General features: G+C 41.4%; 25 protein-coding genes. 9 read left to right on the top strand and 16 right to left on the bottom strand.

Annotated elements, in window-relative coordinates; genetic code table 11:
- Positions 1 to 156 precede the first annotated feature (156 nt).
- Positions 157 to 2,220: a DUF748 domain-containing protein gene (locus AC6JA8_RS02595; RefSeq protein ID WP_497975630.1), complete on the top strand. Its 2,064-nt coding sequence runs from the start codon at positions 157 to 159 to the stop codon at positions 2,218 to 2,220.
- On the opposite strand, the gene AC6JA8_RS02590 is transcribed toward AC6JA8_RS02595, so the two are convergent.
- The gene (locus tag AC6JA8_RS02590) at positions 2,217 to 2,573 is read right to left on the bottom strand and encodes a hypothetical protein (protein WP_497975629.1); all 357 of its coding nucleotides are present in this window, start codon (positions 2,571 to 2,573) and stop codon (positions 2,217 to 2,219) included. The two genes, AC6JA8_RS02595 and AC6JA8_RS02590, sit on opposite strands and share 4 nt — an antisense overlap.
- Positions 2,574 to 2,778: 205 nt before the next feature.
- Here AC6JA8_RS02590 and AC6JA8_RS02585 point away from each other — a divergent pair, with 205 nt between their 5' ends.
- Positions 2,779 to 3,249 carry a CBS domain-containing protein gene (locus AC6JA8_RS02585; protein WP_497975628.1) on the top strand — a complete coding sequence of 157 codons (471 nt, stop codon included), beginning with the start codon at positions 2,779 to 2,781 and terminating at the stop codon, positions 3,247 to 3,249.
- Between the two features lie 56 nt (positions 3,250 to 3,305).
- On the opposite strand, the gene AC6JA8_RS02580 is transcribed toward AC6JA8_RS02585, so the two are convergent.
- Both AC6JA8_RS02580 and AC6JA8_RS02575 read right to left on the bottom strand, forming a co-directional pair.
- The gene (locus AC6JA8_RS02580) at positions 3,306 to 3,776 is read right to left on the bottom strand and encodes a single-stranded DNA-binding protein (protein WP_102242302.1); all 471 of its coding nucleotides are present in this window, start codon (positions 3,774 to 3,776) and stop codon (positions 3,306 to 3,308) included.
- A 137-nt stretch (positions 3,777 to 3,913) separates the two neighbouring features.
- The gene (locus AC6JA8_RS02575) at positions 3,914 to 4,318 is read right to left on the bottom strand and encodes a hypothetical protein (protein WP_497975627.1); all 405 of its coding nucleotides are present in this window, start codon (positions 4,316 to 4,318) and stop codon (positions 3,914 to 3,916) included.
- A 334-nt stretch (positions 4,319 to 4,652) separates the two neighbouring features.
- Between AC6JA8_RS02575 and AC6JA8_RS02570 the strand changes: the two genes are divergently transcribed.
- From AC6JA8_RS02570 to AC6JA8_RS02550, 5 genes are all read left to right on the top strand, one after another.
- The gene (locus AC6JA8_RS02570) at positions 4,653 to 7,343 is read left to right on the top strand and encodes a Tad domain-containing protein (RefSeq protein ID WP_497975626.1); all 2,691 of its coding nucleotides are present in this window, start codon (positions 4,653 to 4,655) and stop codon (positions 7,341 to 7,343) included.
- 81 nt (positions 7,344 to 7,424) lie between these two features.
- Positions 7,425 to 8,186, top strand: coding sequence for a histone protein (locus AC6JA8_RS02565; protein ID WP_497975625.1), 762 nt, complete (start codon positions 7,425 to 7,427; stop codon positions 8,184 to 8,186).
- A gap of 58 nt (positions 8,187 to 8,244) precedes the next feature.
- On the top strand, positions 8,245 to 8,505 hold the full coding sequence (locus AC6JA8_RS02560) for a glutaredoxin family protein (protein ID WP_102242298.1): 261 nt from the start codon (positions 8,245 to 8,247) through the stop codon (positions 8,503 to 8,505).
- 8 nt (positions 8,506 to 8,513) lie between these two features.
- The gene (locus AC6JA8_RS02555; protein WP_497975624.1) at positions 8,514 to 9,821 is read left to right on the top strand and encodes an HD domain-containing protein; all 1,308 of its coding nucleotides are present in this window, start codon (positions 8,514 to 8,516) and stop codon (positions 9,819 to 9,821) included.
- Positions 9,822 to 9,912: 91 nt separating this feature from the next.
- Positions 9,913 to 10,428, top strand: coding sequence for a rhodanese-like domain-containing protein (locus tag AC6JA8_RS02550; RefSeq protein WP_102242296.1), 516 nt, complete (start codon positions 9,913 to 9,915; stop codon positions 10,426 to 10,428).
- Between the two features lie 6 nt (positions 10,429 to 10,434).
- Here the strand turns inward: AC6JA8_RS02550 and feoB are convergent, their stop codons facing one another.
- The 7 genes from feoB to mreC form a co-directional block, all read right to left on the bottom strand.
- Positions 10,435 to 12,396 (bottom strand): ferrous iron transport protein B, encoded by a 1,962-nt coding sequence (gene feoB, locus AC6JA8_RS02545; protein ID WP_497975623.1) that lies wholly within the window; start codon positions 12,394 to 12,396, stop codon positions 10,435 to 10,437.
- A gap of 1 nt (position 12,397) precedes the next feature.
- On the bottom strand, positions 12,398 to 12,637 hold the full coding sequence (locus AC6JA8_RS02540; protein WP_102242294.1) for a FeoA family protein: 240 nt from the start codon (positions 12,635 to 12,637) through the stop codon (positions 12,398 to 12,400).
- Between the two features lie 118 nt (positions 12,638 to 12,755).
- On the bottom strand, positions 12,756 to 13,220 hold the full coding sequence (locus tag AC6JA8_RS02535; RefSeq protein ID WP_102242293.1) for a MarR family winged helix-turn-helix transcriptional regulator: 465 nt from the start codon (positions 13,218 to 13,220) through the stop codon (positions 12,756 to 12,758).
- Positions 13,221 to 13,334: 114 nt separating this feature from the next.
- Positions 13,335 to 14,441 (bottom strand): rod shape-determining protein RodA, encoded by a 1,107-nt coding sequence (gene rodA, locus AC6JA8_RS02530; RefSeq protein ID WP_497975622.1) that lies wholly within the window; start codon positions 14,439 to 14,441, stop codon positions 13,335 to 13,337.
- Positions 14,441 to 16,513, bottom strand: coding sequence for a penicillin-binding protein 2 (gene mrdA / locus AC6JA8_RS02525; protein ID WP_497975621.1), 2,073 nt, complete (start codon positions 16,511 to 16,513; stop codon positions 14,441 to 14,443). Before mrdA ends, rodA begins: the two co-directional genes overlap by 1 nt.
- Positions 16,513 to 17,046, bottom strand: coding sequence for a hypothetical protein (locus tag AC6JA8_RS02520; protein ID WP_102242290.1), 534 nt, complete (start codon positions 17,044 to 17,046; stop codon positions 16,513 to 16,515). The genes mrdA and AC6JA8_RS02520 overlap by 1 nt, the downstream gene beginning before the upstream one ends.
- The gene (gene mreC / locus AC6JA8_RS02515; RefSeq protein WP_158649535.1) at positions 17,043 to 17,933 is read right to left on the bottom strand and encodes a rod shape-determining protein MreC; all 891 of its coding nucleotides are present in this window, start codon (positions 17,931 to 17,933) and stop codon (positions 17,043 to 17,045) included. Before mreC ends, AC6JA8_RS02520 begins: the two co-directional genes overlap by 4 nt.
- Positions 17,934 to 18,083: 150 nt before the next feature.
- Here mreC and AC6JA8_RS02510 point away from each other — a divergent pair, with 150 nt between their 5' ends.
- Complete coding sequence (locus AC6JA8_RS02510) at positions 18,084 to 19,583, top strand: peptidylprolyl isomerase (RefSeq protein WP_497975620.1); 1,500 nt, start codon at positions 18,084 to 18,086, stop codon at positions 19,581 to 19,583.
- Positions 19,584 to 19,600: 17 nt separating this feature from the next.
- Positions 19,601 to 19,837, top strand: a complete 237-nt coding sequence (locus tag AC6JA8_RS02505) for a ferredoxin (protein WP_102242287.1) — start codon at positions 19,601 to 19,603, stop codon at positions 19,835 to 19,837.
- Here the strand turns inward: AC6JA8_RS02505 and AC6JA8_RS02500 are convergent.
- The 6 genes from AC6JA8_RS02500 to AC6JA8_RS02475 all read right to left on the bottom strand — a co-directional run bounded on the left by AC6JA8_RS02500 (position 19,834) and on the right by AC6JA8_RS02475 (position 26,431).
- On the bottom strand, positions 19,834 to 20,730 hold the full coding sequence (locus tag AC6JA8_RS02500; RefSeq protein WP_497975619.1) for a methyl-accepting chemotaxis protein: 897 nt from the start codon (positions 20,728 to 20,730) through the stop codon (positions 19,834 to 19,836). The two genes, AC6JA8_RS02505 and AC6JA8_RS02500, sit on opposite strands and share 4 nt — an antisense overlap.
- Positions 20,731 to 20,912: 182 nt before the next feature.
- Positions 20,913 to 22,061, bottom strand: coding sequence for a metallophosphoesterase family protein (locus AC6JA8_RS02495; protein ID WP_497975618.1), 1,149 nt, complete (start codon positions 22,059 to 22,061; stop codon positions 20,913 to 20,915).
- A gap of 124 nt (positions 22,062 to 22,185) precedes the next feature.
- Positions 22,186 to 23,649, bottom strand: a complete 1,464-nt coding sequence (locus tag AC6JA8_RS02490) for a hypothetical protein (RefSeq protein ID WP_497975617.1) — start codon at positions 23,647 to 23,649, stop codon at positions 22,186 to 22,188.
- Positions 23,650 to 23,718: 69 nt separating this feature from the next.
- Positions 23,719 to 24,999, bottom strand: coding sequence for a flagellar hook protein FlgE (locus AC6JA8_RS02485; RefSeq protein WP_497975616.1), 1,281 nt, complete (start codon positions 24,997 to 24,999; stop codon positions 23,719 to 23,721).
- A gap of 111 nt (positions 25,000 to 25,110) precedes the next feature.
- Complete coding sequence (locus tag AC6JA8_RS02480) at positions 25,111 to 25,539, bottom strand: TIGR02530 family flagellar biosynthesis protein (RefSeq protein WP_102242282.1); 429 nt, start codon at positions 25,537 to 25,539, stop codon at positions 25,111 to 25,113.
- Positions 25,540 to 25,579: 40 nt separating this feature from the next.
- Positions 25,580 to 26,431 carry a flagellar hook assembly protein FlgD gene (locus AC6JA8_RS02475; RefSeq protein ID WP_497975615.1) on the bottom strand — a complete coding sequence of 284 codons (852 nt, stop codon included), beginning with the start codon at positions 26,429 to 26,431 and terminating at the stop codon, positions 25,580 to 25,582.
- Positions 26,432 to 26,433: the final 2 nt, after the last annotated feature.

Raw genomic sequence — 26,433 nt, 5'->3', positions numbered from 1 at the left:
AACGAAAATGATTTCCATTGCAAATAAAAAAATTCCTTTGAGAATTTATCCCGACCATGTTATTCAAACTCTATTCAAGAAGAGCCAAATGGATTTAAATGAAGAAAGCTCAATCCCAATAGGCAAAGAAGCTAAAAAAGTTTAAACTCTTCTCCAATGAAAACCTTATTAAATGCCCTGACGTTTTTAACTTATAAACTTCCACGCAATATTATTATTGGGGTCATTGTCCTCTACACCCTATTTGGTTTTTTCATCGTTCCATTAATCATGGAATCCCAGGTCGAAAAATTCATCACTGAAAGCTACAAAGAAAAAGTTCAAATCGAAAAAATCTTTTTCAATCCTTATACTTTTGAATTAGAAGTTAAAAAATTCGCCATTCCTGATACAACGTCTGGAGGGATCGATAAAAGCCGCCTGACCTTTAATCGCCTTTATCTCAACCTTGAAATCTTCCCTCTCTTTGTTAAAGAGATCACTTTCAAAGAAGCAAGCTTCGAAGGCGCTCACGTTTATTTAAGTTTTTACAAACAACAAAAGAATAATTGGACATCCTCAGCACCTAAAAAGCCTGAAGAGAAAAAAGAATCCTCAGGATCTCCCTGGACTTTGGTTTTAAAGAAGCTTTCTTTCGACAAAGACTATTTCCAATTTAGAGACTTTAATTACCCAACTCCGGTTAATCTTCCTCTTGGGCCTTTGAGCTTAAAGGCCTCGAACGTTAGTACGACGATTGGAAATCAATCCGCACTAGAGAGTCTTTTTATCAATCTTGGAGACCAAGGAAGCCTACTTCTCAAAGGAAAAGTGAGTCTCTCTCCTCCTTCGGCCGATATTCACTTAACAGCAAAGAAGTTCCCACTTAATTTCCTAACGGCTTACATGTCAAATACGACTTACTTAAGCCTCAACCAAGGCAGTCTCGATTTTAATGGAAACATTGATTACGACAAAGCCGTCTTTAGCGTAAAAGGTGATGCTCAAATTAACAACTTCTCTCTTATTTCAACAAAAGATCAGACTGATATCTTAAAAATTAAAAAGGCCGACTTCCAATCACTTTTTTATTCGACAGCGCCAGCGAAGTTTACTCTTGAGGCGATGGTCTTTGATGAACTTAAAAGTTATGTCCTTCTTAAACCAGATGGGACTTTAAATTACAAAGAACTCATGAAGCCAACTCCTGCCTCTCAAGTTGCACCGACAACTTCAGAGACAGCAACTGCCGAAACAAAGAAGCCCGGTTTAAATTACAAAATTAACACAATTAAACTTATTAATGGTCAGCTCGACTACAACGACTGGCAAATTAAACCGAAGTTTATCGCCCATATCCACACTCTCAATGGTGATATTGGCCCTCTTTCTAATAATCCAGAAAATAAAATTGATATAGCTCTTAACGGAATGGTGGAAGACCAAGGTAAATTTACCTCAAAAGGTTATTACTTTCAAAGTATCAAGCCTCTCGATTTAAATCTCGATGTGAAGTTTGCCAATATTGAGATGACAACATTCACTCCCTACTCTGGCCACTTCATGGGTTATGAGATCAAAAAAGGAAAGCTCTTCCTTGATGTCAATTACACTTTAAAGAAAAACCGCATTGTAGGGAAAAACAAAGTTCGCCTGGATCAATTTACTTTAGGAGAAAAAGTTGAAAGTAAAAACTCAACCAATCTTCCTCTAAAACTTGCCGTTGCTCTTCTAAAAGACCGCAAGGGCCAGATCAAATTCAACCTTCCTCTTGAAGGAGAAACGAACTCTCCTAAATTCTCTTACGGTAGTGCCATCAGGACTGCGCTTTTTAACATGATCGTTAATATCGTGATGTCTCCTTTTGATTTTCTGGCAGACGTTTTTGGAGTTGGAAAAGAAGTTCAGCTGATTGAATTTGAAAACCAGCTAGTCACTTTTAAGGTCGGGAATGAAAATAAGATTGATAGTGTCACGAGGATATTGGAAGAAAGGCCGGAACTTCGTTTGGAAATCTTAGGAACTTGCTCTGAAAAAGAATTTCTAGTTGAAGGAGCTAAAGAGCAGCCGGTTATTGAGGAAGCTCAATACAAGGAAATTGGACTTAAGAGAGCTCAGCTTGTTCAAAACCTTCTTGCCAAAAAAGGAATCAGCGCCGAGAGACTTTTTGTCATGGCGGGAAAAAAGAATGATGATTCGATTGGGAAATCGGGGGCAGTTTTAATCTTTAAAGCGGATTAATTACACTCTTCCCCAGTCTCCCTCGTAATATAAAGCTCACTATACTCAGCATCGAGCCCAATACACACCGGAAGATTTTCTTTCTTAGATTCAATCAGGTAAGTGACAAGTTCATCACACATGAACATATCCAGATAAACATTGCTCTTTAGCTGGCCCTTATCCGAGAACGTCATTCCCGTCACAAGGCTCTGGCAATCGAGCATGACCTTATCAAACTTCGTGGTTTTTATTTCATAGATGTAATCCATATCTGGTGTTGGATTGAAGTCTTGCACTGGCATTTTGATAATGTCATCTGCCATAGCAGTCATGGACATTAAAAGGCCGATCAAAACGATCATCTTTTTCATAAAAAACCTCACTTGTTTAATGAACAAGTCGGGCTTTGGAATAAAAAGTTGAGCAAAATAATAGAAAAAATGAGAAAAAATTGCCGGGGAGTCAAATATCCGTCACTTATCCTTTTCAAGGATGTTTCAAATTATTTTAATAGCTAAGCTAGATCATAGAGGCCCATCCCGCGAAGTGAGATTATCACTATCAAGGAGAGACACTATGAATGCTGAAAGTATTATGTCCAAAGACCTCATCACAATTAACAACGACGTCCCTATCATTGATGCTTATAGATTGATGAAGGAAAAAGATATTCGTCACCTTCCGGTTGTTGATCACAACCAAAGGATTATCGGTATCCTGAGTGACCGCGATGTTCAAAAAGCAATGGTCGCCAAAAAACTTGATGAGTACTACAGTGAGACTCCACTGGATAACAAGGTTTCAAGTTTTATGAACTCACCTGTTTATATGGTGAATGAAAAAACAGACTTAAAAGCCGTTGCTAAAATAATGATTAGAGAAAAAATCTCTTCGCTGATTGTTGAAAATGATGAGCACGACATCACTGGTATCGTGACAACAACTGATATGCTTGCCTACATTCTTCAGACACTGGAGAAAATGGATCACAATCCAAACTGGACTCAGTGGACGATGTCGTATTACTTAAATAGTCACAAGAAATAAAAAAGGGCCTCAATTGAGGCCCTTCTTCTTTTTAGATTAATTAAAAAAACTAAAGACTAAAACGGAATGTCGTCAGATGTGAAGTTTGTGTCTGTCGAAATGTCGTAGTCTTGGTTAACCATGCTTGAGTCGTAAGATGGACCGCTTTGGTTCATATCTTTACCTGCTCCAGCATTTGCACCAGCACCAGCAGTTGCTCCACCGATGAACTGAATAGTCTTAGCGTTGATTTCTGTTGTGTAACGTTTTTGACCGCTCTTATCGTCCCATGAACGAGTTTGAAGTGATCCTTCAACGTAAGCTTGTCTTCCTTTTGTTAGGTATTGGTTGCAAAGCTCAGCAAGTTTTCCCCAAACAACAATTCTATGCCATTCAGTTCTTTCTTGTTTTTGTCCTGCTTTATCGGCCCATGATTCGCTTGTCGCTAGTGTGAAGTTACAAACTGCCATTCCACCTGGAGTGTATTTCAACTCTGGGTCTTGTCCTAGACGTCCAAGGATAATTACTTTGTTAACACTCATTGAGATCTCCTGTTTTATTCACGGTCAATACTAACGTATGAAACTGACCGCTACATTGTGTGTGTTTAATGACCGCCATTAAACTTTAAATTTTACAGGAGCAAAAGGGGAAATGTCTTACAATTTATAATTGAGCGAAATGCCTAAGAAGGCTTGACTGGGTTATTAGAAACTGACGGGTTAACCGGCTGTTTTTGCGCCCAGAATTCTGCAACTTTTTGACGCGCAACTTTTACGTCGCGTTTATACCAAGTCGCATCAAAGCCACAGTGAGGGCACGGGACTTGTTTTTTATAATCCGAACGAACGGCAAGCTCGAAAGCTCCCCAGATCGCAAAAAAGATCACGAAACTCTCTACCCCAAAAAATGGGTATAGAGCGGCCCCTAAAACAATCGTTGTCAGGGTGATTTGCAGGAGGTTTTTCTTAGTGAGTTTAGGCGATACAGTGACGTTTCTTTCTGTACGGCAAAGCGGACAGAAAAAATTGCGGTCTTTGTTTTTGTATTTGTATACGCGCTCTACTAAGGGTTTTGGTTGATTTCTCACATGCTCCTCCATCTCCTATTCTACCCAATGAAGGCGGGCATTTTTAGAGGGCACATTTTTTCCCATACCGGGAAGGTCGGGCAATAAAATAAGGCGAGCCAGAACCCCCGCGGGTTCTGGTGTTTGAAATTGTGTGGAGTGCACCGTGCACGGTATGAAGAAGGTAGTGATGGGATTTCCGAGATACAACCAACGTTCCGCTTTATCTAGACTCGGTCTCTAGAACTGTTTTTATCAACTTCAATAATCGGGCCAACTCATAGGACCACCAACTGGTCCTATGAGCACCTGATTTCAATGTATTGTTTGACCATGAATTTCGCCTTCGGTAGCATTGAGACACTACAGTGAGTTTTATAGAGTGATTAAAAGTAACCGCGGACAGCTCAGTATCTTCATGGGTGTCACCTTATTGCTGGTGATGGGGATGCTTGCGTTTATCGTAAACGTGGGACTTTTCGTAAAGGCCAAAATCAACCTGCAAAACGCTGTGGACGCCGCTGCCTTCTCTGGGGCCGCAACTCAGGCACGCCAACTCTCTAACATCGCCTACGTAAACTGGGAGATGAGAAACACTTACAAAGAATGGATGTTTAAATACTACATTCTGGGGCAGATGGGATTGGTTAAGGGAGTAAATAACAATCTTTCAGACAACGTTCTATCATCGAATACTCGTGTAAATTATATTTTAAAAACACCTAACGCCGACGTCTCAGGATCAAACTTAGGTTCAGGTGGAAACGCTTACGATAAATACAACGTTCCTACGATCTGTATTCACAACAACTCTTCTAACGACATCTGTACACTTTATAACCTACCGGGGATCCCTCGCTTTCCAGCGATTGGTGTAGCGGGAATTTCAGAAATTCACGAAGCATTCGTCAACAAACTGGTAGAAGAAAAAGGGGCCAACTGTTCGGCCAGAACACAGATTAACTTCCTTGCTGCTCTTTCATGGGCCTACAGTTCAGGGCTAAAAGAAATTCCTGGTGCACCTCTGATTGCAACAAACAGAACTGGGGCATGGCCAGAAGCTCTTGAGCTGGCAATGAGAATGAGAAACCTGGAAATGATTGTTAACCGTCCTCCTGTAGCTGAGATCACGGCAAACAACATGAATAACTTTGCCTCTGTCGGACAAAATATCGGGCTTAACGAAAGACCAACAAAGGCCTTCATGTCTGCCTTCAGGAATCTGGGTGGAGGAAAATACAAAGACAACATCTCTTCTGGTGGTGTGGCCCAAGATGAATTAGCAGCGACTTTTAAACTCACAGAAATTTCTCCGCAACCTTTTCAAGCACCGGAGAAATCAGTTTCAGGATTCTTAATCCCTACGACATTCACTTACCCTGGTGAATCAAGTATGACTGCTTTGACTAAACACTATCTCGACCTACAAGCCGTGCCAGTTAACTACGCAACGATGTTCTCTACTTTTGCGACGACTCGAAACGAGTTTGAATCAAACGTAGCAATGGAATCGAGCTGCTTTGTTTCTAAATCGGCCATGCCTGTTCCTGGTTATCTTTTAGGATTCGTTAAAAATCCTGCCGTCGTGACATACTATGCAGTCAAAGGCGAAGCTGAGTTCACCGGGCTTTTCTTCCCTCGCTTACAAGGCGATCAATCAGGGTCATTTAAACTGACTGCCTATGCTGCTGCTAAACCATACGGTGGAAGAATTGGTCCAAGACTTTTTAACTTCACGGATGGCGACAGATCAGTTGTCCCAAGAGAAGACGAAAACGCGAGAAGCAGTTCGTACATCGGAGGAATTAGAATCCAGGTATCGACTGGGTATGCTCCGGGTATGCCAATTCCTTCAAGCGAAACTTTCTGGGCCAATGACATCAACTCTCTGGTTGGTGGAGTTCCTGGTTCGGGTTCACCGATTTCATACGGTATCCCTAATATGATTTACGATTTCGACACAGACAGCGACCTTGCAGCTCAAAACACTGGTGGGGTCACTCGCATTCAGACTATCACTCCAAGAATTTCTCCTTTTATGAGCACTCAAGAATCACAAGGTCTTTATAACTCTTATCAAGTGAGAAAGTTAAAACAGGCACTGGGTGGAGATTTCACTGGTAAAAACATGACGTCTTCTGATTTGATCCGCGCTCTCGTCTCGGCCAGAAGAGTGACAAAATACGATGCTGCCAACTATATGATCCCCGATTTTTCTCACGATGGCGAAGCTAAGAGCAATGCTGCTCCAAGAGTGAAAAAAACCCTGGACCCGAATACTGGAATGCCCAACTCATTTCAATACCAGCTCTTTGCTCCTTTGCTTGGACCAGAACTTCTCTACAAAACATCGTCTGAAGTTGGAACGATCGTTATGACTTACATGAGTGCCAACCAAGGGGCGATTGAAGCCTACACCGCTGCTTTACTCGAAGTGGCCAGAAAGATTTATAGTCTTGACCAGGGGAAAGGAAACTCAACGAACCTCAGTGCCCAGGCCGGTCAAAGTATCCATGCCAATGCGGCCGGTGGTAGCGCAATTCCACCTGAAATTTCCAGCCCTGACCCAACTAGTCCTGCAGGTTGTAACCACGGCGATATGGCCTCGAAGTTTTATCACTTTTTTACGAAATCTCAGATTCAATGCGGGATCGTTCCGCTTGAATCACTAATGGTTGAATACATTGACAAAAAGGTCAACCAGCCTAACGGCGACCTATTCTACACTACCAGCTACTACAACCCACTGCCTAATAATACGACAATGACAGCGTATTACCCAGGAATGCGCCAAGGTGCGGGGGCCGATGCGACTGCTCAGAACCCTATTGGAGTTACTACTGACACGGGGACCTACTCATTGCGCAGAAACTTCTATTCAACTAAGTTTGTTGCACTAAATAAGCTTATTAGCGGTTATAAAGACAATGTGTACCTTGAATCAGACACAAAGCCCGTCTCAGACCTGCCTGTTTTGCCAATGCAAAACCCGGTCAAATCTGATGCCACAACTAATCTTAATAGCCCCTTTTTTCTTGATTTTTAATTCTTGAAAAAAGTTCAAATTTCCATATATACTCTTCTCCAGTTTTGAAGAAAAAAACCTTCCTAATCCGAGGATATCAGAATGGCCAAAAAAGCAGCCCCAAAAGCAAAAAAAGCAGTAACTAAAAAAGCCGCTCCTGCAAAAAAAGCAGCAGCTAAAAAAGCCGCTCCTGCAAAAAAAGCAGTAGCTAAAAAGGCCGCTCCTGCAAAAAAAGCAGTAGCTAAAAAGGCAGCACCTGCTCCTAAAAAAGCAGCCGCTAAAAAGGCCGCACCTGCTCCTAAGAAAGCAGCCGCTAAGAAGGCCGCACCTGCTCCTAAAAAAGCAGTTGCTAAAAAAGCTTCTCCTGCTCCTAAAAAAGCAACAGCTACTAAGTCAGCACCAAAAGCAGCTGCTAAAGCAGTGGCACCTAAAAAAGATGCTGTTCTTTCAAGAGAAGAAGCTATCAAGAAATATAAAAGCGCCATCGCTACTCCTGTTAGTGCAAAAGGCAAACAGAATGATTATTTCGATGACGAAATGGAAGATGACTTCGATCTAGACGCTGATCTTGGTGACGATGAAGACACTGAGACTGTAGATGAGGCCATGGGCGACGAAGACTTCGACGATGAAGAAGAAGGCGAAGGCGGCGGAGCGAAGTTTGAAGAAGAGTTCGATCCTGAAGACGATGAGGGCAATAGCCAGACAGAAGGAAACTACTCTTACGGATGGGGTTACAACGATGCTTTTGATAAACCAGAAGACGATGACCTAGACCGTGAACTTGATGAAGATGAGCAATACGCTCTTGGAAAGAAATCAGGTGACGATGAAGATTCGTTCGATGACGATGATGATTACTAGAAAGTAAAACTATAGAGGGCTTCTTCGGAAGCCCTTTTTGCTATATAAGGCCATAAAAATGAAAGCCCCTGAACTAGATTTTTATTACTTCGACTCTTGTCCTTATTGCCAAAGAGTTATAAATGTCATTAATAAGCACAAAATTAAAGTTAACTGGATCGACATTTATGAAGATCTAAATGCGCTCCAAAAGCTTATTCAGATAACGGGAAGAAAAACTGTCCCTTGCCTGTTTATCGATGGAGATCCTATGCATGAGTCGTCTGACATCATGGCATGGCTGGAAGCAAACGTTGACCGTCTGACAAAGACAACTTAAGGAACAAAATGGAAATTCGCGATCCCGTTCATGGCTCTATCCACATCCTCGATGAAGAAATTCCCATTATCCGTGATGATTTTTTTCAGCGTTTAAGAAACATCAAACAACTTGGTTTTTCTGAATACGTTTTCCCGGGAGCAACTCACACCAGATTCATTCACTCTATTGGTGTTATGAATATTGCCAACAGCGCTTTCGACAGACTTTTCAAACACCGTTTACAAGACAAGAACATCCAGAGATTAAAAGAAACTTTTAAGCTGGCCTGTCTTCTTCACGATGTCGGTCACGCCCCGCTGTCTCACTCGACAGAAACGGTGATGCCGAAACTTTCAGAACTAAACATTCCGAAAGACTTCCTCTCTCTTAAAGATCAAAAAACTGACCGCCAGGCGACTCACGAAGACTACACAATTAAGTCTATCGTCGACAGCTCATTTGCCGGCTCATTCTCATTGGTTGAAAAAAAATTCGGCCTGCAAAGAAAACACATCGCCGACTTAATCACTGGTCACACAAGCGACCCCGATTATTTTAAAGTCGATGGAATTAACTACTTCCCTGTCTTGTCTCAGCTGGTTTCAAGTGAACTAGACTGCGACCGCATGGACTATCTGCTTCGCGACAGTTACTTCTGTGGAGTAAGCTACGGTTCATACGACCTGGACTGGATGCTTGATAACCTTGAAGTGTGCGTGGAAAACGACATGGCCTACTTAGGGATTAACGAAAGGGCCGTAGTGACTTTCGATGATTTCCTTCTGTCTCGCTACCACATGTTCATCATGGTGTACTTCCACTACCGCGCAGTCTGCCTGGAGCAATTGCTCTTTAAGTACTTTAGGACTTCACCTTCTGAGTACGTCATCCCGGCGAGTATTGAAGAATACATCGAACACGATGACCAATTCCTGATGAAGGTTTTAAGAAAATCAAAAAACAAATATGCTGAAGCGGTTGTGAAGAATCAAGTTCCACAAAAGATCTTCGAATCTTTCAACGATAACCAGGAAAAGAAGCTCACTGAAATCCTGAACTACCTGGCACAGGAAAACATCGAATTCATCAGAAGCTCTTCAAGTGGGCGCCTTTCAAAATACTATGTGGATGAAACAAGTATTTCGAAGTACCCGATGAAAGTTGTCAGAAAGCTTTTCGGAAGCGACCAAAAAATCACTTTCGATATCAACGAAGCTACTGACCTCTTCACAAAATTTGCTAAATCTCACGCGGTTAACCGCCTTCACTGCGATTTTGAGACCCTGACTCCTGTTCAACAGAAAAGGATTCTGGAACTCATTCACGCCCGTTAAGAGGCCAGCCTAGAAGCTTTTGCCCGACTCCCCCAGTGGTGGTCTTCCCCTGTAGAATAGAAGGAAGATCACACACTAGAAGGAGTCGACTGTGGATTTAAAAAGCTTCCAGATGCTAGAGTTTATCAATTCAAGATTGAACAACATTGAAAAGAACATTTCTCGAATTGATGAAAAGCTGGATTTCTCCATCACTCTTCAAAGAAACCATTTAGTGCGTGTTAAAAACGGCGAAGAAATCGACGACCACATGATCCTGATGGGAAGACCTTATAACGACATCTCTCCTCAAAGAGCATGGAGCATTTACAACAATCCTAATATCGATTTTTTTGTTCTGGATGTGACAGCAAAGTCATTTAAGGGGACAAGACTGGAAGAAGCGGTTCATATTCCAATTGAAGAGCTGCATGTTCGTTTTTCAGAAATCCCAAGTAAAACTGTTCCTATCCTGGTTATCTCAGAAAATGGACTACGCTCTATTTCGGCCTGTGAGTTATTGGTAAAAAAAGGATTTTTTAATATCAATAATATTTCGGGGGGCTATGAGTTCTGGCCTGGAAAATCATCAGAGAAGAGTGCACCTGATAAAGATGCACCCGTTTAAAAGAAATTATTTTAGTAATTGATAAGCAATCGTTGCGCCGGCATAGCCCAAGAGCCCCATGTAAGTAAACATGAATGCCGGGTATTTCCAAGAGCCCATTTCTCTTCTTAGAATCGCCAATGTACTAATACACTGAAGAGCAAAGACGAAGAAAATCAGAAGACTCCATGCTACTGCCGTATTGAAAACAGGTTTTCCTGTGACCGGGTCAACTTCAGATTTTAGTCTATCGCGAAGAGAGCTTGATTCTTCATCAACATCACCAAGAGCATAAACAGTTCCCAGAGTCGAAACGAAAAGTTCACGTGCTCCAAAGGCCACGAGAACCCCAACTCCCATTTTCCAGTTCATCCCCATCGGCTTAAGCACCGGCTCCATGAGCTTCCCTGCTTGACCAAGGTAAGAGTTCTCAAGTGTTAATGCTGAAACTTCTTCAGGAGTTTTATTGATAGTCTGCTCTTCACTTAATCCAGGGAAAGTCGAAAGAATCCAGATTAAAATCGAAAGCCCCAGAATGATTGTTCCGGCCTTCTTAAGAAAGACTTTTCCTTTTCTCAAAGCTTGTCTTGCAGCAAATCTAAAAGAAGGTTTTTCATAATGAGGAAGATCGATAATGAAGTTACTTGTTTCACCTTTATAAATCGTCAGCCTGAAAATCTTGGCGATGATTAAGGCCATAAAGCTTCCAAGGAAATAAAGGAAGAAGAAGGCCAGTGCCTGAGAGTTTAAAAAGCCCAGGTAAGTTACACTTGGAATGAATGTCCCGATTAAAAGAACATAAACCGGAAGTCTGGCACTACAAGTGATCATTGGAATCGTCATGATCGTGCAGGCCCTTTCTTTGTGATCCGGAATGCTTCTTGCTGCCATGATCGCTGGAATAGCACAGGCAAAACCAGACATATAAGGAAGGAAAGCCTTTCCGTTAAGTCCGAATGTCCCCATTACTTTATCAGTTAAAACAGCGGCCCTTGAAATGTAGCCTGATTGCTCTAATAAACTTAGCAAAAAAAAGAGAATCATAATCTGAGGAAGAAAGACAATCACTCCTCCAACTCCGGCAAACACACCATCAATAACGACACTTCTGATAAGTCCTTCTGGAAGGTGTGGCCCAACGAAATCACCTAAAGCGCCCACACCAGCTTCAGTCAGGTCCATGATAGGGCCGGCCCAAGAATAAATGGCGTGGAAAATGATATAGAAGATTGCGATGAAAATTAAACTTCCCCAAACCTTGTGAAGCATAATTGCATCTAACTTTTCAGTAAATTTAGTTTTAGAAGAAGAGTGAGAATAGATCCCGTTGATAATTGCTCTCGCCTCTGCTTGATGAGATTTAATCGTCTTAACAACATCATCTACGGCCACTTCTACAAAGTGCTCCTGCGATTTTAACTCAGGAATATACTGAGTCGACTCAGGGTAAACTTTGATTTTTTCAAAAGCAGAGTCTGTCTCTTTTTTATCTGTGACGAATTTGCGGATGAAATTATCCAGTTCTTTTTCATCGTCATTGATCGCCGAAATACTTAATACCGGATAACCAATTTTGATTTCAAGTTTTTTAGCATGCTCTGCTGTGAAGAGCAGGTGATCATTTTTGTTAACGATAACAATGATATTTTTCTTTGGAAGAATTTCTTTGACCGCTAAAAGCAGCGACAATGAGGCTTCAAAGCGATCAAGGTCCAGAATCATGGCGATCGCTTTGTACTTTGACATGTCTTTAATAAGTGAAGTTGTTGTAACTCCTTCATCAAGACTTGTCGGCACGAGGTTGTATACACCCGGAAGGTCAACCACACTTATTTTTTTATCATTGATTGAGTTTGAAATTAATTCTGCGTTTGCTGAATCAACGGTTACACCTGAGTAGTTGGAAACTTTTCTCAACTGGCCTGTCAGCATATTAAAAATGGTTGATTTACCAGAGTTCGGAAAACCAACGAGCAATACGTTTTCCATTTTATTCTCCCAACTTCTTTACAATGATTTTATTAGCGTAATCTTTTCTCAGTGCCAGGAAGTTCCACTCTCCATGCTTAAGAGCAATCGGGCCACCAAAAAGACTTTTAGATTTGATTTCGACATGATCTCCAGGAAGAATCCCAAGAGAAATAAATTTGAATTCATAAAGGCTCTCGCCTTCATAACCGACAACTTCGACCTTAGTTCCAACAGGAACATCTGCAAGAGTTAAACTCATAAACCGTCCTAATAAGGTAACAGTAATTCCAACCTAGGAATAAAAATTTGAATAGGCTAACTTACCGCATACTATTATTAGTACGGAGGATAATCAATAGGAAGTTTGCTGATATAACTCAGTGGTCCGAAAAGTGCTCGAAAAGCCCTGGTTGAACTAACAACTTAGAATGAAAGTTCTTTAAGATGAGTTCCACACGGTTAAGTTCAAGGTCACCAATTAAGTCGGTGTACTTTTTCTCAATATCGCCAATGCATTCAAACAAGTTCAGTTTAAATTTCAGGCCATACTCCGTAAGGAAGATATTTTGTTCGCGTTTGTCGTGAGAGTTAAGTCTGCGCTCGATATAGCCGCGGCTTTCAAGCTCATTAAGGTGAGAAGTCATCGTCTGCTTCTTTAGACCACAACCTGTACCGATTTCTTTAATAGACGGTCCGTCGTGCTCACAGATGAATAAAAGAACTTCTAAGAACGATGGTCTTAGGTCAGTGAATCCTCTTGATTGTAATGAGACTAGTAGTTCTGCTGAGTAAGTTCTGTAAATCTTTTTTACTAAACTTCCGATACTCGAAACTTTCTTCATGAAACGTCCGTGGTTATGGTTTTATTTAGTCCCCTACTGAGACTAAAATAGTTTCCCACGAAGATTCCAAGAGAGTCAAGTCTTACAACAGTACTAATAGCGAAATGCCAGACTTTAAAATAAATTTCTCGCATTGCTGATAGATGTCACGACACCACAACACACTCCGAATGTCAGAAGGTTTGATCCTCCGTAAGACATGAGTGGGAGTGGAATACCAACGATAGGCATCAATCCGGAAACCATGCTCATGTTAACGATAGTGTGCCAGAAGAAAATCCCGAGCACTCCGACAACAACAATGGAATCAAACATCTTATTGACGTTGGAAGCAAGCCATAACAATCGATAGAATAGCGCCAGATAGAGAGCAATCAGAAATACTGATCCAACAAACCCGTGCTCTTCATTAAAGATCGCAAAAATAAAGTCAGTGTGGTTTTCTGGAAGATAGTTCAGGGCCCCCTGAGAAGACTGGCGGAATCCTTTTCCAAAAAACTGTCCCGAACCGATAGCAATTTTAGATTGAATCGCGTTGTAACCAGAACCCTTGGCATCGAATTCCGGATCAAGGAAAGTGATAATCCTTTTCTTTTGGTATTCGCGAAGACCAAAGTTATACATAACTGTCGCTGAAACAATTCCGATCATTCCGATAACAACAATCGTCTTCCACTTTAGCTTTCTGTAGAAAGTGATCATGAAGAAAATAAGAAGCGTTAACATTCCCGTACCGAGATCGGGCTGAATAATAACCATGATCGCAGGAACGAAAGTAATAAGAAATGGAATGATGAGTTCTTTAAAGCCTGTTTCTTGCTCCGGAGAAGCCTTTGAATACCATCTGGCCAGAACGAGAACTACGGACATCTTAACAATCTCCGACGGCTGAAACTTAATCCCACCAATACCGATCCAACGTTGTCCTCCGAGTGCCGAGTGACCCACAAAAAGAACCATAATTAAAAGCATGATACATAGTAGATAAGAAGGATAAGCTAACCGGTAAAAGTTCTTTGGTTGAATAAAACTCACCCCGATTCCCACCATCCAAGAAAGGCAGAACCACATAATCTGAGTTTTATAAATCCCCTGCTCTGGACCAACACCGTGTGAATGAGTCGCTGAGTACAGGTTTAAGATACCAATAATGAAAATTGCGGTACAAATTCCGAAGAACGAATAATCGTAGCGCTTGAGTTCTTCTCTAAAATTAATCATTATTCACCATCCGTCCCCTCTCCTTCTTTTAATGGAGCAAGAGGCGCGCGTTTGCCATCTCTAGTTAATACATAATTGCGTACCAGAACCCCTTGTTCATCGTAGAAATCAATTGGGTTTGTCTCTGGAACCATCGGGAACGGGTTGACTCTGTTGTCTTCGATAGCTTCTTCAAAAGTCATCTTATCTTCAGCAATCAGCTTTTCCTGATATTTTGGGAAGTATTTATTCATGTAAGCAGAAACCATCGCGCGGGCAACTGGACCTGCGGCAGAACCACCGTGACATCCGTGTTCAACAACAACTGCAACGGCGATTTTTGGATTCACGCTTGGAGCATAGGCCGTAAAGAGACCGTGGTGACGGAATCTGTATTCCTGGTTTTCACACTTACTGAAAATCTTGTCTGCCGAGAAGCTGATAACCTGGGCCGTCCCCGTCTTACCAGACATCTGAATCCCCACTCCTTTTTGTGAGTAAGCTGTACCACCTGGTACGTTTACTACGTCGAACAGGGCACGTTTTGTCAGATCAAGTGTCTTCTTAGAGATTTTAAACTCATTGATAAGTTCCGGTTCATATCTCTTTAAGACCTGTCCAGTGTTTGAGAAGACTTCTTTAACAACGTGTGGACGGTATAATTTCCCTTCGTTTGCCAATGTCGAGTAGAACATTGCCAGTTGAAGTGGAGTTACGTTAACGAATGACTGACCGATTACGCACGAAAGAGTCTCCCCTTTCTGCCACTCAACTCCTGTGCGTTTTTTCTTCCATTCTTTGTTAGGAATTAAACCTGAAGTTTCGCGCGGAAGGATGATCCCCGATCTCTGTCCCATACCAAACATCGTCGCGTACTTGTAGATAACGTCGATATCGATCTTGTTTCCGATTGTGTAGTAGAAAACGTCACATGAAGTTTGCAGAGCTTTAATAACGTCTACGACACCGTGACCTTCTTTTTTCCAACAGTGGAAGACCCTTCCTCCCATTCTATAACCACCACTACAAACAACTTTCGTGTTTTCGTTGATGATACCTTCTTCAAGGGCCGCAATGTGAGTCAGAGTTTTAAACGTAGACCCTGGAGAATAGTGCTCCTGGATTGTTCTATCGCGAAGAGGTCTCTTCTCATCCATAACTAGTCCACCCCAATAGTTTGAAGTAAGACCTGTCGAGAAGTTTCCTGGGTCATAAGCTGGGCGAGAAACCATGGCGATAACTTCACCAGTTTCAACATCAAGAGCAACAGCGGCTCCATCTTTTCCATCAAGCGCGTGGTAAGCGGCCAGCTGAACATCGCGGTCAATTGTCAGACGAACGTTTTTCCCTGGCTCGGCCAGTTTGTTTTCAATTCCTGAATAAAGGTCATCAGAGCTAACGTGTCTTCTTGCGCGTCCTCTGGCATCAACTTCCATGAACTGGTAGCCGTCTTGCCCTCTGATTTCTAAGTCAAACTGCTGCTCAATCCCTGCTTGCCCGATAAAGTCACCTTGTTTGTAATCGTACTTATCGCGCTCGCGCAGCTTTGGCAGTTTTTCTTGAGAGATTTCTGAGATGTATCCCAGTAAGTGAGCACCGGCATCGCGGTCGGTGTACTCGCGGGAAATAAACGTTTCAACCGAAACCCCCGGCAGTCTTGCCGATTCAGTTTCAATGATCGCTACTTCTTTTCTTGAAATATTTTTCTTAATAACAACCGGGATGTATTTTGCTTGTCCCTGGTAACGCTTTAGGATTTTCTTGATCGCATCCGGAGTCATCTCCAGGATTTGCCCAAGGTAGGCCACTGTCTCATCCGAACTTTCTAAATACTGAGGTGTCACGATCGCATCAAAGCGCGGAACGTTGTGAGTAAGAAGAACGTTATTGCGCGAGAAAATCATCCCGCGTGGAGCGCGAACGACGTCTTTTCGAAGTCTGTTTTCCAGAGAGTAGTTAAAGAATTGCTTTCCACGATAAATCTGCAGATACCACAGGCGGGCAAGCAGGATCGCAAAAGCTATAACAATAATATTAAATAATAAATCTGCTCTTTCCTGGTGGGATTTGACCAGATCGTCTTCACCGAACATTAGACCTTATCTCCTAGCATACCGCGATCATCTACGTTCCAGATTCTATTTAAGATATAGAAAAAGATCGGCGATAAAAGGGCGATAATGACGGACTGAGGAAGGAAGCGCCAGCCTTTTTCAAAAATGTAATTCAGACTTCCAAGCTGAATATAGATAAGAATCGATTGTACAAAAAACCATAATAATTGGAAGACCTGGGTAATTAGGATCGTCATCGTCCAAGACGAGAAGTGGATCATTTCTCTTACGTAAGAAACGACAACACAGATAACGATTCCGGTAACTGTCCCCATCTCCCAACCTTCAACGGAGAAAAATCCGTGAAAGTACTGAACGATCATAATAATGATGGCCAGGTATGGTGTTTCAAGTCTTAGACCAAGAAACAATACCAGTAGAATATTGAACGGAATTCTATAGTGTAGAAGACCAATATTCGGGAACACCGCTGTCGTCATCACCTCTAAAAAGAACAGAAGGATGAGCGTTTTAATCAGTGGAACAATAATATCTTTTAAATTTGTTTTCATCGCTTAATCTCGCCTGCTTCCGGCTCTTGGTCTAAGGCCTTCCACTCGAGTTGTTTATCTTCTTCTTGTTCTTGAACCAGAACCAGAACTTCTTCAAGTTTAGAGAAATTCACGATTGGCGTGATTTCTACGTGCTGAGTGATCCCGTAACTTTCGCGTTCAATACGCGAAATGTATCCGATCTTAAGACCTTTTGGATAAACGTTCCCCAGACCGGCCGTTAAAACGATATCGTTTAGGATGATCGGCTCTGTACGGTTAACATATTTCATAATACAGCGACCGCGGCTGTAACCTTCAACAACACCATGAGAGCGAAGGCGCTCAACCACACCGTCAACACGGTTATTGGCATCAAGAATAGTAATAACGTCAGCAAAGTGTGCAGTCAGACGGTAAACATAACCAACCAGACCTTCAGCACTCACAACAACAGAGTGAAGCTTCACCCCGTGTTTAACCCCTTTATTGATACGAATAACTTTGTAATCATCCGCTGAATCCCACGAAACAACGCGGGCAACGATTTTCTTTCTCTCTAACTGCTCGCCGTAGTTAATCAGCTCGCGTAGGCGGTCACTTTCTTTAACCGCTTCCTGGTAACTAAAAACTTCATTTTGCAGGTCTGAAATCTTATTTTTTAGGACTTTATTTTCTTTACTAGCATTAAGGTTTGCCACGTAGTGCTCGACGTACGAAGACATGCCTTCCTGGATTCCAGTCACAAAACTCTGGACTGGGGCCATCAGGTCGATAATGACTCTTTCAGCAATAGATGTTTTTTGGAAAACGTAGTCTCGCTGCGACATCCCATACAGGGAAATCGCTAAGATTATGCTGTTAATCACAATCTTGGTTTTGCGCTCTTCTGAATCAGACAATCTCAAGTGATTCACTCCGTAAATATTGATGGGAAAAACAATTAATAATTAAGCTTAAGTAATCTTTTTTAAAAAGCCAATAAACTTTACGAACTTTACTTTTAATCGTTACAATAGTGAGAAATTTTTTAAAGCGCGAACCAAAGGGAAAAAGTTATGTCTGAATTCACAAAGAACAAAACGGCCGGCGTTTTTGCTACTGTTTTAATCGGTCTCATCATTCTTGCTTTCATGTTTACTGGTTACCAACAATTCGAAGGCGGTGGATCTGTCTCTCAAGTTGGATCAGTTGGCGGAATGCCAATCAAGCCTGAAGAGTATCAGCAAGAATACAATCGTCAGATTGAGTTCTATAAACAAATTATGGGTGGAGAGCTGACTGCAAAGCAACTTGAAGGCCTAAAAATCAAAGAAAGCACGATCAAAAACATCGTCCAAAGAAAGTTAATGGTAAAATTCGCGAAAGATCTCGGAACTTTTCCATCTGATGAAGAAGTTAAGGCCGAAATTAAGGCGCTTCCATACTTCCAGACTAACGGTCAATTTGACGTTAACCGCTACAAAGGGATCCTTTCTGCAAACCGTCTGACTCCACTTGAATTCGAACAAGATGTTGTCGACCAGATCAGAATGAAAAAAGTTCAAGAATTAGCTGGAAACTTCCCACTGTCAAAAGGCTACATGGCCGATATGGCAAAATTCCGTGAAGACCAACTCAATGTTGAAGTCGTTCAGATTTCAAAACACTCTCTTTCTCAGTTTATCGACGTATCTAACGACGAACTGGCAAAGTTTCTTGCTGTTGAAACAAACCAAAAAAGAGTTGAATCAATGTTCAACGAAAGAAAAGAAAGCTTAAACAAACCAGAAGAAGTTACAGCTCGCCACATCCTGCTTTTAACAGAAGGAAAAGATGAAGCTGCAGTAAAAGCACAAATTGAAAAAATTGCCAAAGAAGTGACTCCTGGAAACTTCGCTGCAAAAGCTAATCAATACACAGAAGACCCATCTGGAAAAGGTAAAGGCGGAGAGCTTGGAAGCTTCCAAAGAGGAAGAATGGTTCCTGAGTTCGACCAGGTTGCATTCACACAAAAACCAGGGACAGTTTCTGCTCCGGTAAAAACACAATTCGGTTATCACTTAATCTTCGTTGAAAAGAAAAATGAAGGTATGACAGCTAAGCTTGCTGACTTCCGCGAAAAATTTGCTCGCGAAATCATCCAAAAAGATAAAGTTGAAGACCTAAAGAAACTTACTGTAGATATCGCCAACAGCATGAGAAAAGCTCTTGAAGCTGGAAACGAATCAGAAGTTAAGGCCTTAGCTGCAAAATACAAACTTCAATACAACAAAGGAACTGCTAACCGTATCGATGGGATCTCAACAGGAGCTTACGTTTCTGCTGATAACATGAAGGAACTATTCGCTGGAGACCTATCTAAGCCGAAGTTCAATTCTTTTGATGACGGTGCAAACTTGATTATGGTAAGAAGCACGGCGGCTGCAAAAGCTACAGATCTAAACGCTCAAGCGAAGACTGCAAGTGATGAAGCCGGCCTAAAGAACGCCCTAGCTCGTAAAATGATGGACAACATCCTAAAAGAGCTGGAAGCGAACACAAAGGTTAAAATCAACCACAATGTTTTACAGATGTAATAAGAGATAAAAGAGCAATGGCCGACAAAAACTCAAAATGGGATCTAAATGTACCGGGGAAATTCTACGTTGATGACCAATGTATCGCTTGCGATGCTTGTGTTATGGAAGCCCCGAGTTTTTTTACCATGAATGATGATGACGGCCATGCTTTTGTTAAATTACAGCCAAAAACTCAGGTAGAACTTGAAGAATGCCTGAGCGCCATGGAAGCCTGCCCTGTCGAAGCTATCGGCAACGACGGCGAAGCCTAGGCAACCTTCTTCCCTTCAGATAATTCCACTGCACTCACAATTGTTTTATCCAGAATGCCTGAAATCTCAGTCGCTGATTTGGCGCTGACTTCGGTAAGTTTTTCAAACTCATTGATGACGAGTAAAAGATCCTTCCCACTTTCGCCCGACTTAACGGCTTCAACCGAGGCATTAAAAAAAAGCTGCTTGGCCTGAAACATACTTTCATTAATCGTTCTGTTTTCTTCCTTAATCGCGTACATGGTCTCGATCATTTCACTAAAATGCTGGTGACTTTCAGTTTCGGCCGGGGCCTTTCTCAAATACTTATTTAAGAGCATTGCTGATAAAAACATCAAAAGCCCCATCAAAACACTCATGCCTTGAAAAATAAAAATCCTTTCCTTGTTCATTTTTATTTCGCGTTCCAGACGGGCCTTTAAGATCTCTTTTAAATCTGTCACGGCCTTAGTGAACTCTGTCGAAAAATTTTGATAAATCTGATTGTGCATCAACCTTTTTGCCAGGTCTAAATTCGGCACACCTTTATTTTTATAACCACCATTAACGTCGTGATAGAACCCCTGGACGGCGTGAATGGCCTCAATTTCAATGCTCATTAAATCTTTTGACAGTTTCACCGCCTGCTCTACTTTATTTAGTTCATTGCGAGTGAATCCTTGCTTGTGAAGCAGATCTTTTTTTGACGATTTTCTTTTGTCGTATTCTTCTACCCATTTCTTCTCACCAGTCACGATATATAAACGCGCAAGACGTGTCAGATCATCAGAGTTTTTTTGCAACTCCTGAATCCCCTCTAGTGAAGTGTGCCTGAATTCATTTAATTGGTTCACTTCAAAAGAAGCCCACAATAAAGCGACAATCGAACCCAAAAAAAGGGTAAGTAGAATCATATTGATTCTGAAAATATTGCGGTAATTAAATATTTTTGACATCAGAAAAGACCTCAAAGATTCGGCAACGAACTCCTATCGAGACAGAGGGGAATTTTCTAAACTTAAGATTTGAAAAAAATATTTATTAGGCTGGCAAATGACAGGGCCTGCACGAAAACAGGCCCTGTTAGAAGTGGTATCTAAAGATTCAAAAATAATTGATCAATCAATGTATTATCTTGGTTGAATGTCTCGATCTTCAAAGTACGGTTAGAATATTTTACTTTAGTAAAAGTAAGCGCATTTGAGTCAAATTTTTGTACATATGGATTCTTAAAAGTTGGCTTATTTATACGCCCACCGGCAGGGCCAGCGACTAAATAATGAACACCATCTTTAAATGAGCGCTCATACATATGAGTGTGTCCGCTCAACACCAGCTTAACACCGTATTTTTCAACCATTGGAACCAGTTTTCTCCTTAGCTTCATTACTGCAAAGCTTGTGAACTTATTTAGTGAAGATGAATACACCGGGAAGTGAGTTACAAAAATCAATGGAGTGTTGCTCTTTTGGGCTGCCTGCATTTTTTGCTCAAGCCACGTCCACATTTGGTCTTCTTCATCACTCTTAAGATCGCCGACATTGCTGTTCCAGATGACTAATTGAAAACCTGGCATTTCAAAGAAAAGGTTTCCGTTGGCCGGGCTTCCTTCCCATCTCATGTATTTCTGGAAAAATTTTGGAAGTGCGTAATCTACTTTGTGCCCGCGGTAATCATGGTTTCCAATTGCTGCGATTTGCGGAACATCCATCAAGTAAGCTTTCCCACCTAAAAAGTACTCAATCCATTCTTGTTCGTCTTTTTGTCCATTTTGAACTACGTCCCCACCGTTAATGAGAAACTGAAGCGGGTCCATTGAGTGGTGATAGGCGATAACTTGTGCGATCGCTTCATGACGGTCTTTATACTGTTGTGTATCGCTGATAAATCCAAATGTGTAGTCTGGAGCTCTTGATCCCTCTGTGCATGAGAGACCTTCATAGCTTTTCGTGAAAACCACTTGGTTTGTTCCAGCATCGCGGATGCGCAGGTCTTTGCTGACTCCACATTCTTCTTTTCCTAATTCTGTCTGGTAATGAGTCCCTTTTTTGTATTCAAAAGAGCGGTTGATCTTCTGCCCGTCTTCAATCACCAGCTTCTTATCTTCATTTAACTGAAAATTTAAAAGCAAATGACCATTAGTGTGCTTGAGTGTGTAAGGAGCGACCTTAAACAAATCGGCCGAAAAGGCCTCAGAAGAGCCGACGATACATAAGGCAAGAAGCCCTAGTCTTAAGTTCATCATTGAAATCATCCTTGATTTTTATTTATTACTTAAGAGTTTCGCTTAGATTTTAAAAGAAAACAAGATGCGTGGATGTCAGGAAATCATCAGGTCTGTGTTGGCACAAACCTGATGAACGATTGATTTATTTTTCTCTGAATACTTTTCTTAGGTCTTTTGGATTTGTCTGACGATATTGATCCAGTGTTAAGCGCAGCTCCTCTGTCGTCATCCATCTGCCAGTTTTCTCAAAGTGTTCCTGGTCAGCTTTAGTGACAACTGGAAGTAAATTACCGCCAATAGACTTTAAACTCGCCATCGTCGTAATCGTTAAGCTTGGGACATCTTTCGTAAAGTCTTTTGGGATTCCAGAAATCTTCGACATCATCCCCCACAGTCCCGGGATGTATCGTGTTGACCAGATCACCTTTGCGGCAACACTCGTCATATTTTCATAGATGCGGTAATCGTAGTCCTGGATCCATCTGAACATCTCTCCTAAAAGAGCGTCCTTTCTCCATGAATCGCGCATCACGCGGTAATCCGTCCAGTCTAGAACGACATCAAAGCGCGAATCTGTCTCCATATCTGTTGGAACCATCATCGGCCCTTTTTTAACACCAACGCGCTTTAAAAATTTTGGGTCATCTAAAAGAATCTGAGACTCCATTTCCGGAATAATCATCGCTCCATTAGAAACCGTTTTATAAGCATCGTAGGCCACTTCTTCGCATGACATTTTGCTATTGTCGGAAAAATCCAACTCATAGTCATACGGAATGTACTTTTTTTCAGACTTAAGTTTTTGAACCTTGTTGTACATATAGTTGGCGGCTTTCGAAGCTAGGGCCTGATCTTTTGCTCTTAGTACCAGGATGCGGGCGTTTTCGTTTTTAAGCGCCTCCTCAATTGGGAAAATGCTCACGCCTTTTCCGACATAGGATTCAATCGTTGTCACTTCTTTCGTTTTTTCATCAACGTGAACAAAAACAATATGGCTGAAAACGGATTTAGGAGCGGCCAGTTCCGAAATCGTGCTCGAAACAAAGCTGATCCCTTTAGTGATCATGATATCGCCGTTTTTAAACTCGAATTTCGCTTTTGGATCAATCCCCGCTCCTACGTGATAAGGACGGTATTTATCGGCTTCATAAACCGGCACAGGCTCTTCCTGATACTTAATCGAATCAGCAGAGATCTGGGCATCGCTATAGTAGTGAACTCCAACATAATCCTCCACCATGCGCATTTTCAGGTAAAGGTCTTTTACTTTCGCCTTACATTCAACCGGTAAAACATCCAGCATAGAGTGAATGGCCATTCTAGCATCAAAACTTTGGTCCAGGATTTCCTGTCCTTGGTTTTTAATGACTTCGATATTCAGTGTCTCCGGCGCTTTACTATATTGTTCAATCAAAAGGTCTAAATCGCGGCTACAGCTTTGAACATTAAAATCTCTTGTCGCTACCCGGTCAATGATCACCTGAGATTTTTCCAGTAGATCCAGTGATGTCTCTACACTTGAAGGCTTTCTCCAGCTTTTCGGCCAGTAGGCACAAGATGAGAGGACAAAAGCGATTAAAATAATTAAACAAGTATTTCTCTTCATATTTGTTCCGGTATTTTTCCCAAAAAAAGGGGCCCTTCCTAGGCCCCTTTATTATTTAGCTAGCTAAAATTATCTCTTAATCTGAAGAACTTGTTGTAGCATTTCGTCCGCTGTCGTTAACGTCTTAGCGTTAGCCTGGAAGTTTCTTTGAGCTGTCATCAGGTTAACGAATTCGTTTGCGATATCAACGTTTGAAAGCTCGATTGACTTAGAAAGAACTTCTCCACGTCCAGACTCACCAGGTTTACCAAGAGCAGCTTGTCCAGATGCTTTTGATTCTTTGAAAAGGTTCTTACCAATTTTGAATAGACCTTCGTTGTTTTCAAACTTTGCTACAGCGATTTGAGCTACGTCTCTTGTTTCACCGTTATCGTATGAAGCAGTTAAAATCCCTTTATCGTTAAATGAAAGAGAAGTTAATGTTGCAGCTGAAGCTCCATCTTGAGTGTGACGGGCCATTGCTGAATCAGATCCGTACTGAGTAGAAGCATCAAGACCGTTTCCACCTTCTTTAATCGATTGACCAAAGTTAAAAGTAATTTTTTGGTCTTTAGCAGCACCTTTGTTGAAGTTGAAAGAGTTTTTAGAAGTCTTTTCTTCTTCAAGTTGCCCTTTGTCGTTGAAAATTAGAGTACCAGAAGCTTGTTCATACATAGTATCTGGCTTTCCACCTTCTACATCTTTTCCATCAACAGCAATGTGGTATTCCCATGTGTTGTTATCTACTTTGTTGTAGTAAGCAGTTACAGTTCTAGCTGTACCGATGTTATCGTAAATTGTCATTGAGTTAGAGAAGTTAGAAGTTTTCTCTGGGTTCTCGATGTTGAATTCCATCTTGTTCATACGTGAATCAAGGTTCATCGACATTAGAACTTCTTTTGTCGCTTTCGCTGGGATTGTTGTGTTCCCTAGTTTAATAGCGTCGATTTTGTTAACCATCTTTCCGTGTTCATCGGCCTGGAAACCAAGAACTTTGTATCCGTCCATAGTTGTTAACTGACCTTCTTTATCGAAGTGGAAAGATCCATCACGAGTAAACGTTCTTCCTGCTGGAGCTTCAATTGTGAACATACCGTCACCAGAAAGTGCAAGGTCTGTTACTGAATCTGTTCTTGAGATATCCCCTTGAGTCATTAGAGGCTTAATGTGACCTAATTTTGTACCGGCACCGAATTGGTCTCCCCCTTCGATTCCTTTAAGTGATACTGCTAATACGTCTTGAAATTCAGCTCTAGAAGATTTAAATCCGTTTGTTCCGGCGTTAGCGATGTTATCACCGATTACACCCATACCTTGACCAGAAGCATTTAAACCAGAAACACCAATTGTGAATGAACGTAGAATACCCATTATGTCCCTCCTAGACCTAATCGCTTAAAGATGTTTATAGCACTACAGGCTTTAAACTCAGGTTTCCGGAAAGGACCAACCGTTTTCTTTAAGACTTTTATTATTAATTTGTTAATTCATTAAAATCGTAGAATCAATTTTCGTAAAAACGTTTTCTCCAATACTTTCTTTATCAATCGCAGTTACAATCGTGTTTTTCGGAACATCTACTATGTACGCCGCTTTACCCGTAATAACTAACGAATCCTGCCCTCCTTTTAATTTCAGGCGATCCATTGCTGTTTGTAATTTTGTGTATTCATCTTTATCAATTGAAATGTTTCTTTCTTGAAGCCTTCTCATCGCGTGAGTTGAAAGCTGAATGCCTTTTTTTGGAGCTAGAGCGGACTGGCCTTCCTGCTCTGCTACTTGTGAGTCTAAGAGTCCCTTAAACTCTGACGTTTCCCCTTGCTTTAACTTATTAACGTCATCCGTCTTCTTCTGCGACGGCAGCTGCGTGACGTTCGGAATAAGAATGTTGTTAATTTTAGGATTCGCCATTTTTTTCTTTTTTTACCTTATATTTTTTCTTACGAAAAAATTATTGTTTCTCTACTTGATTATAAGCTTGCGCCGCTTGCTTTTGCAATGCAGGAATATTTTTTCCCTGATCATTATTTTCCGCTACAGAAAAACTTTGAACATCTTTTAGGAAAACTTTTTTTCCATTCGCAAGATCTAATACAGTCTCACCGTCTTCGAAGTGTACACCTTGTACTAAACCTTCAGAGCGAGTTGAACCGTTAAACTTATTGTTGTTTTCATCGAAACCAATCACCTCAAAGTGATAAGTTTCTTTCGCTGCAATTTGTCCGTCGAATCCAATTCCATCCCACGTTACGTCTTGCATTCCTTTTTGTAAATTCTCTCTTTCAATTCTGGCAATCAGCTGGTTCTTATTATCAAGAATGTTGATAACAGCGGCCTTCGCTGGTTGGTCAAGGAAGAAAGGAACTCTTACATCTTTCCCATCACCTTTGTAGTCAATACTTGTTCCAGATGTCACAACTTTTCTTCCTAAGAAAGCTGCACCCTGAACACGTTTATCGTCAACTGCATTTTGGTTAACGGCATCCATTTTTTTATTCATGGCCGTCAACTGCTCTAGTTGCGAGAACTGAGCAAGGTTGGCTGAGAAATCTTTTTGATCCATCGGTTTCATTGGATCTTGATTTTTTAACTGGTGAGCAAGAAGTTTCATAAAACCATCTTGACCAAGTTCTTCTTTTTTTCTTCTATCGACAAAACGCGCTTCTGGCTTATTTCCGGCGATCTGATTTAATGAATCACCTACTGCTCTATTAGGAAGAGCACCATTTGCAGTCGATGGTTGTCTATTGATTTTGATGTCTGAGAATGCGTTTTGCTCTACTGGTCTTCCAATTTCTGGCATAC

This window comes from Bacteriovorax sp. HI3 (assembly GCF_059738875.1).
This window is presented reverse-complemented; position numbering and strand designations above follow the sequence as displayed.

Excerpts from the sequence above, each read along its gene's own strand:
- rodA (WP_497975622.1), bottom strand. The coding sequence starts at position 14,441 with ATGATTAATTTTAGAGAAGAACTCAAGCGCTACGATTATTCGTTCTTC.
- AC6JA8_RS02535 (WP_102242293.1), bottom strand. The coding sequence starts at position 13,220 with ATGAAGAAAGTTTCGAGTATCGGAAGTTTAGTAAAAAAGATTTACAGA.
- AC6JA8_RS02475 (WP_497975615.1), bottom strand. The coding sequence starts at position 26,431 with ATGCCAGAAATTGGAAGACCAGTAGAGCAAAACGCATTCTCAGACATC.
- AC6JA8_RS02585 (WP_497975628.1), top strand. The coding sequence starts at position 2,779 with ATGAATGCTGAAAGTATTATGTCCAAAGACCTCATCACAATTAACAAC.
- AC6JA8_RS02540 (WP_102242294.1), bottom strand. The coding sequence starts at position 12,637 with ATGAGTTTAACTCTTGCAGATGTTCCTGTTGGAACTAAGGTCGAAGTT.
- AC6JA8_RS02495 (WP_497975618.1), bottom strand. The coding sequence starts at position 22,061 with ATGATGAACTTAAGACTAGGGCTTCTTGCCTTATGTATCGTCGGCTCT.
- AC6JA8_RS02500 (WP_497975619.1), bottom strand. The coding sequence starts at position 20,730 with ATGATTCTACTTACCCTTTTTTTGGGTTCGATTGTCGCTTTATTGTGG.
- AC6JA8_RS02560 (WP_102242298.1), top strand. The coding sequence starts at position 8,245 with ATGAAAGCCCCTGAACTAGATTTTTATTACTTCGACTCTTGTCCTTAT.
- AC6JA8_RS02595 (WP_497975630.1), top strand. The coding sequence starts at position 157 with ATGAAAACCTTATTAAATGCCCTGACGTTTTTAACTTATAAACTTCCA.
- AC6JA8_RS02490 (WP_497975617.1), bottom strand. The coding sequence starts at position 23,649 with ATGAAGAGAAATACTTGTTTAATTATTTTAATCGCTTTTGTCCTCTCA.
- AC6JA8_RS02520 (WP_102242290.1), bottom strand. The coding sequence starts at position 17,046 with ATGAAAACAAATTTAAAAGATATTATTGTTCCACTGATTAAAACGCTC.
- AC6JA8_RS02565 (WP_497975625.1), top strand. The coding sequence starts at position 7,425 with ATGGCCAAAAAAGCAGCCCCAAAAGCAAAAAAAGCAGTAACTAAAAAA.
- AC6JA8_RS02485 (WP_497975616.1), bottom strand. The coding sequence starts at position 24,999 with ATGGGTATTCTACGTTCATTCACAATTGGTGTTTCTGGTTTAAATGCT.
- AC6JA8_RS02480 (WP_102242282.1), bottom strand. The coding sequence starts at position 25,539 with ATGGCGAATCCTAAAATTAACAACATTCTTATTCCGAACGTCACGCAG.
- mrdA (WP_497975621.1), bottom strand. The coding sequence starts at position 16,513 with ATGTTCGGTGAAGACGATCTGGTCAAATCCCACCAGGAAAGAGCAGAT.
- AC6JA8_RS02505 (WP_102242287.1), top strand. The coding sequence starts at position 19,601 with ATGGCCGACAAAAACTCAAAATGGGATCTAAATGTACCGGGGAAATTC.
- AC6JA8_RS02555 (WP_497975624.1), top strand. The coding sequence starts at position 8,514 with ATGGAAATTCGCGATCCCGTTCATGGCTCTATCCACATCCTCGATGAA.
- AC6JA8_RS02590 (WP_497975629.1), bottom strand. The coding sequence starts at position 2,573 with ATGAAAAAGATGATCGTTTTGATCGGCCTTTTAATGTCCATGACTGCT.
- AC6JA8_RS02510 (WP_497975620.1), top strand. The coding sequence starts at position 18,084 with ATGTCTGAATTCACAAAGAACAAAACGGCCGGCGTTTTTGCTACTGTT.
- feoB (WP_497975623.1), bottom strand. The coding sequence starts at position 12,396 with ATGGAAAACGTATTGCTCGTTGGTTTTCCGAACTCTGGTAAATCAACC.